At 60.8% G+C, this 13,042-nt stretch carries 12 protein-coding genes; 3 read left to right on the top strand and 9 right to left on the bottom strand.

The window, feature by feature from the left end; all coding sequences use genetic code 11:
- Positions 1-120: 120 nt before the first annotated feature.
- The 4 genes from msrQ to ilvC all read right to left on the bottom strand — a co-directional run bounded on the left by msrQ (position 121) and on the right by ilvC (position 3,802).
- Positions 121-747, bottom strand: coding sequence for a protein-methionine-sulfoxide reductase heme-binding subunit MsrQ (gene msrQ / locus GYB81_RS21760; protein ID WP_161867149.1), 627 nt, complete (start codon positions 745-747; stop codon positions 121-123).
- On the bottom strand, positions 747-1,757 hold the full coding sequence (msrP, locus tag GYB81_RS21755; protein WP_161867150.1) for a protein-methionine-sulfoxide reductase catalytic subunit MsrP: 1,011 nt from the start codon (positions 1,755-1,757) through the stop codon (positions 747-749). The genes msrQ and msrP overlap by 1 nt, the downstream gene beginning before the upstream one ends.
- 66 nt (positions 1,758-1,823) lie before the next feature.
- The gene (gene pssA / locus GYB81_RS21750; protein WP_161867151.1) at positions 1,824-2,639 is read right to left on the bottom strand and encodes a CDP-diacylglycerol--serine O-phosphatidyltransferase; all 816 of its coding nucleotides are present in this window, start codon (positions 2,637-2,639) and stop codon (positions 1,824-1,826) included.
- Positions 2,640-2,785: 146 nt separating this feature from the next.
- Positions 2,786-3,802, bottom strand: a complete 1,017-nt coding sequence (gene ilvC / locus GYB81_RS21745; RefSeq protein WP_011921089.1) for a ketol-acid reductoisomerase — start codon at positions 3,800-3,802, stop codon at positions 2,786-2,788.
- Positions 3,803-3,926: 124 nt separating this feature from the next.
- On the opposite strand from ilvC, the gene ilvY reads away from it, so the two are divergent.
- A complete protein-coding gene (gene ilvY / locus GYB81_RS21740) occupies positions 3,927-4,808 on the top strand; it encodes an HTH-type transcriptional activator IlvY (RefSeq protein WP_161867152.1) in 882 nt (293 codons plus the stop codon).
- Between the two features lie 54 nt (positions 4,809-4,862).
- Here the strand turns inward: ilvY and ilvN are convergent, their stop codons facing one another.
- Together ilvN and GYB81_RS21730 are read right to left on the bottom strand one after the other, a co-directional pair.
- Positions 4,863-5,354, bottom strand: a complete 492-nt coding sequence (gene ilvN, locus GYB81_RS21735; RefSeq protein ID WP_003243161.1) for an acetolactate synthase small subunit — start codon at positions 5,352-5,354, stop codon at positions 4,863-4,865.
- Between the two features lies 1 nt (position 5,355).
- Positions 5,356-7,080 (bottom strand): acetolactate synthase 3 large subunit, encoded by a 1,725-nt coding sequence (locus tag GYB81_RS21730; protein ID WP_161867153.1) that lies wholly within the window; start codon positions 7,078-7,080, stop codon positions 5,356-5,358.
- A 401-nt stretch (positions 7,081-7,481) separates the two neighbouring features.
- On the opposite strand from GYB81_RS21730, the gene GYB81_RS21725 reads away from it, so the two are divergent.
- On the top strand, positions 7,482-7,916 hold the full coding sequence (locus GYB81_RS21725; RefSeq protein ID WP_161867154.1) for a DUF4124 domain-containing protein: 435 nt from the start codon (positions 7,482-7,484) through the stop codon (positions 7,914-7,916).
- An 18-nt stretch (positions 7,917-7,934) separates the two neighbouring features.
- Here GYB81_RS21725 and GYB81_RS21720 read toward each other — a convergent pair whose 3' ends face one another.
- From GYB81_RS21720 to mrcB, 3 genes are all read right to left on the bottom strand, one after another.
- Complete coding sequence (locus tag GYB81_RS21720) at positions 7,935-8,264, bottom strand: YqcC family protein (protein WP_161867155.1); 330 nt, start codon at positions 8,262-8,264, stop codon at positions 7,935-7,937.
- Positions 8,264-8,944 carry a tetratricopeptide repeat protein gene (locus tag GYB81_RS21715; protein WP_161867329.1) on the bottom strand — a complete coding sequence of 227 codons (681 nt, stop codon included), beginning with the start codon at positions 8,942-8,944 and terminating at the stop codon, positions 8,264-8,266. The genes GYB81_RS21720 and GYB81_RS21715 overlap by 1 nt, the downstream gene beginning before the upstream one ends.
- A 66-nt stretch (positions 8,945-9,010) precedes the next feature.
- A complete protein-coding gene (gene mrcB, locus GYB81_RS21710; protein ID WP_161867156.1) occupies positions 9,011-11,329 on the bottom strand; it encodes a penicillin-binding protein 1B in 2,319 nt (772 codons plus the stop codon).
- Positions 11,330-11,443: 114 nt separating this feature from the next.
- Here mrcB and GYB81_RS21705 point away from each other — a divergent pair, with 114 nt between their 5' ends.
- Entirely contained in the window at positions 11,444-13,006 is a 1,563-nt protein-coding gene (locus GYB81_RS21705) for a bifunctional aminoglycoside phosphotransferase/ATP-binding protein (RefSeq protein WP_161867157.1), read from the top strand.
- The last annotated feature ends 36 nt before the right edge of the window (positions 13,007-13,042 follow it).

The following is a 13,042-nucleotide window of genomic DNA, read 5'->3' as shown; positions in this document are numbered from 1 at the left end:
CGCCAGATCCAGCTTTGCAAACCCTTCACTCAACTTAACTTATTGATTAACAAGAAGTTTTTGAAGCGTTTCATCGCTGAAGTGGCGCGCATTCTACATCCAGCAGAATGCGCGTCAAGCTTATATTTCAACTTTCTTCGGATTTTCTCGCCAAAGGTTCCCGGCGCGCTGCAACCCGCTCGCTACCACAGAGACTCGCGCCAGTAATAGCGCCCCGCCTATGAGCGCGTAAGCGAGCCACTCGCCCAGATCGGCACGCACCACCCAGAGCATATGCAGCAAGGCCAATAGCAGAATGAGATAGACCAGGCGATGCAAAGCCTTCCATTTTCGCCCCAGCCTTCTGATGCTGAAGCGGTTCGAGGTAACGGCCAGCACCAGGAGCCCGAGGAAGGCCAGCGCCCCCACAATGATATAGGGACGCTCGGAAAGGTCGCGCAGCACCAACTCCAGCCGCAGTCCGGCAATAAAGAGCGCGTAGCCCGACAAGTGCAGAACGGCATAGACAAAGGACCACAGCCCTAGCTGACGCCGCACGGCGATCCAGCCTCCCCAACGAGTCAGCTGTTGCAACGGAGTCATGGCCAGAGTGATCAGCAGAAGGATCAGTGCACCAAGACCCAGGTTATCTACCAGAGCCTTGCCCGGATCAGGTCCTAACAGATTGAAAGCGGCGCAGTACAACCAATAAAGCGGCGGCACCAATGCAGCCAGGAATACGCCGATGCGCCAAAGCCTGTAACGCATCAGTAGTACCTCGCCAGATCCATACCCGCGTAGAGATCAGCGACCTCTTCATAGCCATTGAACATCCGCGTATCGATCACATTCGGACTGAACAGGCCGCTGGGCAGGCGTCGCTCGGTCGCCTGCGACCAGCGCGGATGGTCCACCTGCGGATTGACGTTGGCGTAGAAGCCGTATTCGCTCGGTGCAATACGCTCCCAGGTAGTCTCGGGCGCCTTATCTACCAGACTGATCCGCACGATGGACTTGATGCTCTTGAAGCCGTATTTCCATGGCACCACCAGGCGCAACGGTGCGCCATTCTGGTTAGGCAGAACGCGCCCGTACATGCCGACTGCCATGAAGGCCAAGGGATGCATGGCTTCATCCAGCCGCAGTCCCTCCACATAGGGCCAATCGATCAGAGAAAAGCCCGAGCGCTGTCCCGGCATGCGCTCACGATCGACCAATGTCTCGAAGCGCACATAACGCGCCGACGAGGTGGGCTCGACCTGCTTGAGCAGTTCGGCCAAGGGAAAACCCAGCCAGGGAATGACCATGGACCATGCTTCAACACAGCGCAGCCTGTAAATACGCTCTTCGAAGGCATGCGGCTTGACCAGATCCTCGATGGCATAGCGCCCCGGCTTGCCCACTTCGCCATCGACCATCACCGTCCAGGGTTCGACCTGCAGCTTGCCGGCATTGGCTGCCGGATCGCCCTTACCCGTCCCGAACTCATAGAAGTTGTTGTAATGCGTCGCATCCCTGAACGGCGTGATGGCCTCGTCTTCGACCGTCATCGCTTGCCAGCGCGTGGCCGCCAGCTTCTCTTCGAACCAGCCAGGCGCCTTGGCGGGCTCGACATCGCGATACATACCTTGAGCCTCGGCGCCGGCCCAAGCTGGCATCGCCGCCATAGCCGCCAACGCCAGCGAGCCCTGCATCAGCTGGCGACGAGAGAGATAAACCGATTCTGGGGTGACTTCGGACTCAAGAGCCCGAGAAGAGGAAGGAACTCGGATGAGCATGGTGACTCCGCGACTACAGTTCGAGAAACGAACTGTAGACCACGGAGCGCAGGAGAAATTACAGCATCAGGCAGATTTACGACGGCGCAGTTGCAACAGGTACTGAATCGGGCCAGACGCCGCATAAGCCAGGAAAATCAGCAGCAGGACACGGGGCGGATCGCTGAACACTACAGCGAAAACCAGCACTACCACCAGAATGGCGACGAAGGGTACGCGCCCCTTCAGGTCCAGATCCTTGAAGCTGTAGTACTTGATATTGCTGACCATCAGACAACCTGCGGCAGCCACCAGCAACGCCACGGCAAAGGCCATGTTCGAACCCTTGATGCCGAAGTCACTGAATGCCCAGACCGTACCCGCCACGACACCAGCGGCGGCCGGGCTGGCCAGGCCGATGAAATAGCGCTTATCAACGCTACCGATCTGCGTATTGAAGCGGGCCAGACGCAACGCCGCACCCGCAACATAGATGAAGGCGACCATCCAGCCAACCTTGCCCATACTGCCCAGCGCCCACTCGAACGCGAGCAAAGCCGGCGCCACACCGAAAGCGACCATATCGGAAAGCGAGTCGTACTCGGCGCCAAAGGCACTTTGCGTATTGGTCAGACGCGCTACGCGACCATCCAGACTATCGAGCACCATCGCCACGAACACGGCGGCAGCGGCCACATAGAAGTTGCCGTTCATCGCATTGATGATGGAATAGAAACCGGCGAACAGGTTGGCCGTGGTGAACAGATTGGGTAGCAGGTAAATGCCACGGTGGCGCACTTTGCGTCCTTCCGCGTCCTGCACTTCCTCTATGTGCTCGTCAATCGGCAGCAGGCTTTCCAGGTTGTCGCCAGCCGGCTTTTGATCCTCGGGACCTTCACTCATGAACAGCACCTTGCAACGGGTTTGACAAATTTCGACCGGAGCAGCTGAACTCAGTTCGCCTGCCGGTGAGCAGGCTTTATACCAGAAGCCTCGCCCCAGAACGAAAAAACGCGGCATAAGCCGCGTTCTTTCGCACGTCGCAGACCTTAGTTCTTGGTCTTGTCGACGATCTTGTTGGCAGCGATCCACGGCATCATCGCACGCAGCTGCTCACCAATGACTTCGATACCGTGAGCGGCGTTGTTACGACGCTTGGCGGTCATCGACGGGTAGCCAGTGGCGCCTTCGCTGATGAACATCTTGGCGTATTCGCCGTCCTGGATGCGCTTCAGAGCGTTGCGCATGGCCTGACGGGATTCGGCGTTGATCACTTCCGGACCGGTCACGTACTCGCCGTACTCGGCGTTGTTGGAGATCGAGTAGTTCATGTTGGCGATGCCGCCTTCGTACATGAGGTCAACGATCAGTTTCAGCTCGTGCAGGCACTCGAAGTAGGCCATTTCCGGCGCGTAGCCAGCTTCGACCAGGGTTTCGAAACCGGCCTTGACCAGCTCGACGGTACCGCCGCAGAGAACAGCCTGCTCGCCGAACAGGTCGGTTTCGGTCTCGTCCTTGAAGGTGGTTTCGATGATGCCGGTACGACCGCCACCAACGCCCGAGGCGTAGGACAGCGCGACGTTCTTGGCGTTGCCGGAAGCGTCCTGGTAAACGGCGATCAGGTCAGGAATGCCGCCGCCTTTGACGAACTCGGTACGTACGGTATGGCCCGGGGCCTTCGGCGCGATCATGATCACGTCGAGGTCAGCACGCGGAACGACCTGGTTGTAGTGAATGGCAAAACCGTGAGAGAAGGCCAGGGTCGCGCCCTTCTTGATGTTCGGTTCGATTTCGTTCTTGTACAGCTGGCCCTGGAACTCGTCCGGGGTCAGGATCATGACCAGATCGGCCGCAGCGACGGCGCTGGCTACGTCGGTTACTTTGAGACCATGAGCTTCGGCCTTGGCAACGGTCGCGGAGCCTTTACGCAGACCGATGGTGACGTCGACGCCGGAATCCTTCAGGTTGCAGGCCTGAGCATGGCCCTGGGAGCCGTAACCGATGATGGCGACTTTCTTGCCCTGGATGATGGAGAGGTCGCAATCTTTGTCGTAATAAACTTTCATGTTCTTGGCTCTTCTGAGTCGAAAGGGGTGGGTGCGAGCACCGCGACAGACGCACATTAGGTGATCTTCACCATTGCGTAAAATGATATATTTGCAACACAACATGCCGATAAATGAAACATAAATGGACAGCCACTCTCTCCGGCTTTTTCTCTCCCTCGCGGACAATCTGCACTTCGGCCGAACCAGCCGCGAGCAGCATGTCAGCCCTTCGGCGCTCAGCCGCAGCATCAAGCAGCTCGAGGACGAACTTGGCGCTGCGCTGTTCGTACGCGATAACCGCTCGGTGCGCCTGACCCGCGAAGGTCAGCAATTTCGCGAGTATGCGAGCGAGGTCATGAACGGCTGGCAGGCGATTCGCCAGACCTTCATGCAGGACCAGTTGAATCTGCATGGCGAGCTGTCGCTGTATTGCTCGGTCACCGCGAGCTATAGCTTTCTCTACGACATCCTCAGCAGTTTCCGCCAGGACTACCCGCGCATCGAAATGAAACTGCATACCGGCGATCCGGCCAAGGCAGTCGAACGCGTTCAGCAAGGGCTGGAGGACCTGGCCATCGGCGCCCTCCCCGACAGCCTACCGGTCGGCGTGGAGTTTCAATCCATCACCCGCTCGGAGTTGCGATTTATCGGCCCGCTAGCACCGCAACTGCTGAACGAGGAACAGATTAAGCATCCGACTGCCGAGAGCTGGAAAGACGTGCCGATGATTCTTTCGGAAGAAGGCCTGGCGCGGACGCGTACCGACCGCTGGCTGAAAAGCCACAACATCAAACCGCGCATTTATGCCCAGGTCAGCGGCAACGAAGCCATCGTCAGCATGGTCAGTCTGGGCTTCGGTATCGGCGTGGTGCCGCAGATCGTGCTGGATAACAGCCCGCTGACCGCCCGCATACGCATCTACGACATCCAGCCATCGCTCACCGCTTATGACATTGGCCTGTTCGCCCTGGAAAAACGCCTCAAGGACCCGTTGATCGCCGCCTTCTGGAATCGCCAGCGCTGAATTGCAGGCAATAAAAAGCCCCGCATCAAGCGGGGCTCTTCGTTACCACGACGATCAGATGCTCAGCACCTTGTCGCCGCGAGCGATGCCGGTGACACCACTGCGCACGGTTTCCAGAATCGACGCAGTGCCGATGGCCTGGATGAAGCTGTCGAGCTTGTCGCTGGTGCCGGTCAGCTGCACGGTGTAAACGCTGCTGGTCACATCCACGATCTGGCCGCGGAAGATGTCGGTGGTTCGCTTGACCTCGGCACGCTGGGCGCCGGTGGCCTTGATCTTCACCAGCATCAGCTCGCGCTCGATATGGGCGCTTTCCGACAGGTTGACCAGCTTGACCACCTCGACCAGCTTGTTGAGGTTCTTGGTGATCTGCTCGATGACCTCGTCATGGCCAACGGTGGTGAGGGTCAGGCGCGACAGCGTCGGATCCTCGGTTGGCGCAACGGTGAGGCTTTCGATGTTGTAGTTACGCTGGGAGAACAGACCGACCACGCGGGACAGTGCGCCCGGCTCGTTTTCCAGCAGCAGGGAGATGATATGTCGCATCTTAGGTCCGCTCCGTCTTGCTCAGCCACATGTCACGCATCGCCCCGTCTCTGATCTGCATCGGATAGACGTGCTCGCTGGAATCCACCGCGATGTCGAGGAACACCAGGCGATTCTTCAGGGCGAAGGCTTCCTCCAGCTTGGGCTTGAGATCCTTCAGCGACGTGATGCGCATGCCGACGTGGCCATAGGCTTCGGCCAGTTTGACGAAGTCCGGCAGCGACTCCATATAGGAGTGCGAATAACGGCTGTTGTACTGCATGTCCTGCCACTGGCGGACCATGCCGAGAGCACCGTTGTTCAGGTTGACGATCTTAACCGGCAGGTCGTACTGCAAGCAGGTCGAAAGCTCCTGGATATTCATCTGGATGCTGCCTTCACCGGTGACGCACGCCACGTCGGCATCCGGGAAGTTCAGCTTGATGCCCATCGCAGCCGGGAAACCGAAGCCCATGGTGCCCAAGCCACCGGAATTGATCCAGCGGTTGGGCTTGTTGAAGCGGTAATACTGCGCAGCGAACATCTGGTGCTGGCCGACATCTGAGGTGATGTAGGCGTCGCCCCTGGTCACTTCGCACAGCGTCTCGATCACGGTTTGCGGCTTGATGATCGAACCGTCGCCCTCGTTGTAGGGGAACAGGCGACCATTGCCACGCCACTCGTCGATCTGCTTCCACCAACTGGCGACGGTGTCCTTGTTCGGGGTTTCACCGATTTCCTTGAGGATGGCGACCATCTCGGTCAGCACACTGTCCACCGGGCCAACGATCGGAATGTCAGCCTTGATGGTCTTGGAGATCGAAGCCGGGTCGATGTCGATATGAATGATCTTGGCGTTCGGGCAGAACTTGGCCGCGCCGTTGATCACACGGTCATCGAAGCGCGCACCAACTGCCAGGATCACGTCGGCATGGTGCATGGCCAGGTTGGCGGTGTAGCTGCCGTGCATGCCGAGCATGCCGATGAACTGTCGATCGGTACCCGGGTAGCCGCCCAGGCCCATCAGAGTGTTGGTCACCGGCAGGTTGAGCATCTGCGCCAGTTCGGTCAGCGGCGCGGAAGCACCGCCCATGATCACGCCACCGCCGGAATACATGACCGGACGCTTGGCGGCCAGGAGCATCTCGGCAGCCTTGCGGATCTGGCCGGAATGGCCACGTACCGCCGGGCTGTAGGAGCGCAGCTTGACCTTCTTGGGATAGACGTATTCGAACTTCTGGGTCGGATCGCCCATGTCCTTCGGAATGTCGACCACGACCGGGCCGGGGCGGCCGGACTCGGCGAGATAGAACGCCTTCTTCAGTACTTCGGGGATTTCCGACGGGTGCTTGATGATGAAGCTGTGCTTCACGATCGGGCGGGAAATACCGACCATGTCGGTTTCCTGGAAGGCATCGGTACCGACCATGGCACTCGGCACCTGGCCGGAGATCACCACCATCGGAATGGAATCCATGTAGGCAGTGGCAATGCCGGTGATGGCATTGGTCGCGCCTGGGCCAGAGGTCACCAGCACCACACCGGCCTTGCCGGTGGCGCGGGCGTAGCCGTCAGCCATATGGGTCGCTGCCTGTTCATGACGCACCAGGATGTGAGTCACTTCCGGTTCTTTGAACAGGGCATCGTAGATATGCAGGAGAGCACCACCAGGGTACCCATAGATATGCTTAACGCCTTCGTCACGCAGAAAGCGGACGACCATTTCAGCGCCGGATAAAAGCTCCACGTTGTTCACCTCTTGAACGCCAGTATGCCACCCGCGACGGGTAGCCCTAAGTAGGTTCTTACTGTCAGCGGACACGCACGACGGTGATCGTGGATTCGGAACATCAGCTTGACGAGTAACGGAGCAGCCCATGGTCTTGCGGGGCTGACCCTCCCAGCGCGAGGTAACGCGTAGCGGGTGTCACGGTTCGGCGCGGGTAGCGCCTCTTTTCCCCGAGCTGGAGGACGCTTGCGGCGGACTCCACTGCGGGGTAAGGCTGGATTGTTCGGGTTCGGCGAGAGCAAGTCAAGCGGCGTATCACCTATTATTCGACTTGGCGCTGTGACGCAGCGCAGGATGAAGATTGTCGGCTTTTGGTTATAGTAACCAGCAGCACTGCAGCTCTCGACAAAGGAAACAGCATGCGCCACATGATCCTCACTGGCACCCTGATGCTCGCGTTGAGCACGGCCGCCATGGCCGGCCAGATTTACAAGTGGGTAGACGACAAGGGCGTGACCCACTTCGGCGCGCAGCCCCCGCAAGGCCAGCAGGCCACAACCATTAATACCGCGACACCCCCGCCCAGCCCGGCGCCGAGCACGCCAGCGCCCAGCGTCGAAGAGCAGCTCGACCCCGAGCAGGCAGCCATCGACAAGAAGGTCAAGGAAGAGGTGGCCAAGCAGGAAGCCGAACGCAAGCAGTACTGCGAGACTGCACGCACCAACCTGGCTCAGCTGGAAAACAATCCGCGCGTGAGGATCGAGGACGCCGGCGAGGTGCGCCGCATAGGTGAAGATGAACGGCAGGAACGCATCACCGAGCTGAAGAAGTCCATCGCGGAAAACTGCAAGTGACGCGTTACGCGCACGCTCTCACGGCGTGCGCGTAAGCAGGCGATCGAACTCGCCCAGTAGCTCGAGTAGCCGACGCGCAACGCTCGGCTGCTGCTGATAGACCATCTCCGCCATCGCCTGAATCCCCGAGACAGAAGGCAGGGCGGCGCCGCTTTCCAGCAGCGCCTTCATCCGCGGCAGGAAAATCCACTGCAGCCATTGCTCGAACGTCAGCGTATCGACGCAGAACGGCTCCTGGCTGGCCATGGCCTCTGCGCTCGGCGCCTCCTCCTGCCACCACCCCAACACCCGCAGCTCGCGCTCGATCAGCAGCAGGTGCTCGGCCAACGCATTCACGCGCGCATCCATCAGAGGTTGACTCGGGCACGCTCGCGGGCCTGAGCCGCGCCAGCAGAATCCCCCTGACGCTCACGCGCCTGGGCGATCAAGTCCCACAGGCTGGCCTGCAGCGCCGGGCGACCATTGGCGTAGGTCAGACCACGACGCGCGAACTGCTCGGCCTGAGCGGCATCGCCCTGGGCCAGACGCACTTCGGCGAGGCGGTAAAGCACCTGCGGCTCACGCGGCGCGATGCGCTGGGCACGCTCAAGGCTGGAAGCGGCGCCATTGAGATCACCACCTCCCTGCTGCTGCTGAGCAGTGGTCAGCAGCGCGAGCACCGGACCATCTAGCTGCTCGTCAGCCGCCAGGCCGCCGCCGCTGGGAATGCCACTGGGCTGGCTCGGCGCCGAGGAGCCGAAGCTGCCTTGACTCGGTGCCGACGGCTGGCTGCTCATGGGCTGGTCAAAGGTCAGGCCACCGCTGGAGGTGATCGGCTGCGAGTCAGTCTGCAACGGCGTCGAAACCGCGCCTTGCGGCACCATCACCACCACTCCGGAATCTTCTTCGAGACGCTGGGGGGGCGCTGCTGGGCTCGGGCTGGTCGAGGGACCGGAACCGCCCGACGACAGCGGAGCACCGGCATCGATCACCGGAATCGAACCCTGCGGCACCGTACTGCAACCACCGAGAACCGCCGTTGCCAGCATCGTGGCAAGCCACTTCTTGTTCACATCAAATCCTCTTCAGGTAACACCGAGTCATTCGACCGGCCGTCATTCCAACCAGCCCCGCACCCAGTCCATCACCGACTCGACCGGTGCCTGGATACCGCAAGCGGAGCCCGGGGCAGGTTCGCTGCCGCGAATATAAGGCATCTGTACCGCATTCGGGCAGCCCGACGCCGACCCCAGACCGGTCTGACGATCGACCCAGGCCTGGGTAACGTTGTCCGGCATCGGCATGTCCAGCGGCAGCGGGTCGGCCTTGCGCATGAAGCCGGTCCAGACCTGCAACGCACCAGTTGCGCCGGTCAGCGGGGTCGGGCCGTTGTCGTCGCGCCCCAGCCATACCACCGACAGCAGATCCTGACTGAAGCCGGCGAACCAGCTGTCTCGCGAGTCGTTACTGGTGCCGGTCTTGCCCGCCAGATTCAGCGAGCTGGGCAGCTGACTGTAAACCGAACGCCCCGTACCTTCACGCATCGTGCGCTGCATGGCGTTTTGCACCAGGTAGATGGCACCAGGATCGAAACGCTGCTGAATCTTGAACGGATAGCGCCCCAGCGGCTCGCCATCAGCGGTCAGCACGCTGCGGATACCACGCAATGGCGTGTTGAAGCCGCCATTGGCGAGGGTCTGGTACATGCCCGCCACTTCCATCGGGGTCAGCGCGCCAGCCCCGAGCAACATCGACGGATAGGCCGGCCACTTGCGCTCGACGCCCAGTCTTTCGAGGGTCTTGAGCACATTGGGTACACCGATCTCAAGGCCAAGCTTGGCCGTGGACAGGTTGTAGGACTGCGCCAGCCCCTGATACAGGTAAATGGTGCCGTGAGCCTTGCGGTCGTAGTTCTGCGGCGTCCAGACCTGGCCATCCTGCCCCTTGATGGAGAACGGCTCGTCCTCCAGCCAGCTGGTCAGGGTGTACTGACTCGGGCGCTCCAGTGCCGACAGATAGATCGCCGGCTTGATCAGCGAGCCAATCGGCCGCACTGCGTCCAGAGCGCGATTGAAACCGGCGAAGCGTGGCTGGCGGCTGCCGATAAGGGCCTGGACCTCACCCGTCTCCGGGTTGGTCACCACCATGCCCGCCTGCACCTCGTCCACCCCCTTGCGTCCGGCAAGGCGCTTGAGCGTCTCGGCCAGCGCCTCTTCGGCCTTGAGCTGAAGGATCGGGTCGAAGCTGGTGAAGATACGCAGACCTTCTTCGGTCAGATCCTGCTCGCGATAGTCTTCGCGCAGCTGACGCTTGACCAGATCGAGGAAGGCCGGGAAAGAGCTGTCGGCCATGCTCCCACGCGAGGTCACGCCCAGCGGCTTCTGCTTGGCAGCAGCAGCCTCTTCAGGCGTGATGGAGCCGTGCTCGGCGAGCAGATCGATCACAAGGTTACGCCGCGCCAGGGCGCGCTCGGGATTGCGCCGCGGGTTGAAATAGGTCGGCCCCTTGACCATGCCCACCAGCAACGCGACCTGCTCCAACTTCAGCTCGGATACCGGCTGACTGAAGAAGTACTGGCTGGCCAGACCGAAACCATGCACGGCGCGCTGGCCGTCCTGACCGAGGAATACCTCGTTCATATAGGCCTCGAGGATCTCGCGCTTGTCGTAGTGCAGCTCCAGCAGCACTGCCATCATCGCTTCGGTGGCCTTGCGCAGCAGGGTGCGCTCGTTGGTCAGGTAGAAGTTCTTCACCAACTGCTGTGTCAGGGTACTGCCGCCCTGTACCAGACGACCCGACGTGGCATTGATCCACAGCGCGCGAGCAATGCCCTTGGGCGATACGCCGAAATGCTCGAAATAGTCGCGGTCCTCGACTGCGACCAGGGCATCGATCAGATAGGCCGGCACCTGGTCCAGCTTGATCAGGATGCGATCCTCCTGGTGCGCCGGATAAAGCCCGCCGATCAGTAGCGGTTCGAGTCGCGCTACGGCCAGGTTGCTGCCGTCAGCCTGATTCAGCCCGGCGACATAATCGCCAGAGAAGCGTACGCGCACCTTCTGCGACGGCTCCGCACCTTCGTAGAACTGAAAGCCGCGACTGTGTAACTCGATGTTGTTACCGGCCACCGATACCGCGCCAGGGCCGTTGGCCACGCTTTCACGGCGGTAACCCAGGGCATCCAGCTCGCGCAGGAAGTCGTCCTTGGCCAACTTCTGCCCAACGAAGAGTTCAAGCGGCCGGGCATAGACTTTCGCCGGCACGGTCCAGCGCTTGCCGGAGAATTTCTCCTGCACCACGGCATCGAGGTAAACGGCGAAACCGGCAAGAATCACCAGGCCGACAAGGCCGAGCTTGAGCCCCCAGGCGAGCCAGGGACGCATGCCGGACGAGCGGGATTTTTTGTTTGAGCGGGGGGAGCGTTTTCGAGTCATGGCGGGATTATACGCACTTTACATAGCAGCCAGCAGGCCGCCCGAATGGTTTGCAGAGCAGCTCACAGCGGCCATAATGCCCAGCTCGAACAGCGTCTAGAACAAGGATCGAACGTGAGCCAAGCCCTGATTGCCGCATTGCAGAACCCGGCCCTGTATCCGCATCCCGTGGAAGGATTTCAGGTGATTGAGACCCACATTTCCTGGGTTTTGCTCACTGGTCCCTATGCCTACAAGATCAAAAAACCGGCCAATTTCGGCTTCCTCGATTTCACCGAGCTCGATGCACGCCGTCACTTCTGCGAAGAAGAGCTGCGCCTCAATCAGCGCCTGACCCAGGATTTGTATCTGGACGTATTGCCGATCGGTGGCAGTGAAGACGCGCCGAGCCTCGACGGCAGCACACCGGCCATCGAATACGCACTGAAAATGCGCCAGTTCCCTCAGGAGCAGCTGCTCAGCGCCATCCAGACCCGCGGCGAACTGAACGACGCCCATATCGACGCGCTGGCCGAGCAGATCGCCACCTTCCATCTGAGCGCACCGAAGGTGCCGCAGGAGCATCCCCTGGGCAGCGCCGAAGCAGCGATGGCTCCGGTACAGCAGAACTTCGACCAGATTCGTCCCATGCTCAGCGAGCAGGCGGACCTGCAACAGCTCGACGCCCTGGAAGCCTGGGCTCAGTCCAGCTACGAGCGCCTGCAGCCGCTACTGAGTGAACGCAAGGCAAAAGGGTTCATCCGCGAGTGCCACGGCGACATTCACCTGGGTAATGCGGCGCAGATCGATGGCAAGGTTGTGCTGTTCGACTGCATCGAATTCAACGAGCCCTTCCGCATGACCGACGTGACCGCGGATATCGCCTTCCTGGCCATGGATCTCGAAGACCGCGGCCTCAAGTGCCTGGCACGTCGTTTCATCAGCGGCTGGCTGGAGCGCACCGGCGATTACGCAGCTCTGCAACTGCTGAACTTCTACAAGGCCTATCGCGCGATGGTCCGCGGCAAGGTCGCCCTGTTCCGTCTGGGCCAGGAGCAAGACCCGGTGCAGCGTGCGGTGATTCTTCGCCAGTATCGCGGCTATGCCGCACTGGCAGAGAGCTACAGCGCCATTCCGACGCCTTTCCTGGCCATTACCCATGGCGTCTCGGCAGTCGGCAAGAGCCACGTCGCCTTACGCCTGGTGGAAGCACTGGGCACCATTCGCCTGCGCTCCGACATCGAACGTAAGCGCCTGTTCGGCGAACAGAGCACCGCGACCAAGGATCAGTTGGCGGCCGGCATCTACAGTAGCGATGCCAGCCAGGCCACCTATCAGCGCCTGCATCAACTGGCGCAGGAGGTCCTGCAGGCCGGTTTCCCGGTGGTGATCGATGCGACTTATCTCAAGGCCGCGCAGCGTCAGGCTGCCAGCGAGGTCGCTGAGCACACCGGCGCTCCGTTCCTGATCCTCGACTGCCAGGCTCCGGACGCCGTGATCGCCAGCTGGCTGGAGCAGCGTCAGAGCGAAGGCACGGACCCGTCGGATGCAACGCTGGAAGTGGTTCAGAGCCAGCAGGCCAACCGCGAACCACTCGACGCCGAGGAGCAGAGCCATAGCAAGCGCGTCGACACACATGACAGCGCCAGCCTGGACAGCCTGGTAGAGTGCATTCGCCAGCGTTTGCCCGGGATCTGAACCGCACTCCACGCAGCTGGTCTTCCCTGCCGGGCA

It is taken from the genome of Pseudomonas yangonensis (genome assembly GCF_009932725.1).
GTDB classification, from domain to species: domain Bacteria; phylum Pseudomonadota; class Gammaproteobacteria; order Pseudomonadales; family Pseudomonadaceae; genus Aquipseudomonas; species Aquipseudomonas yangonensis.
Note: the sequence above shows the minus strand (reverse complement) of the source record. Positions and strands in the feature narration are given on the sequence as shown.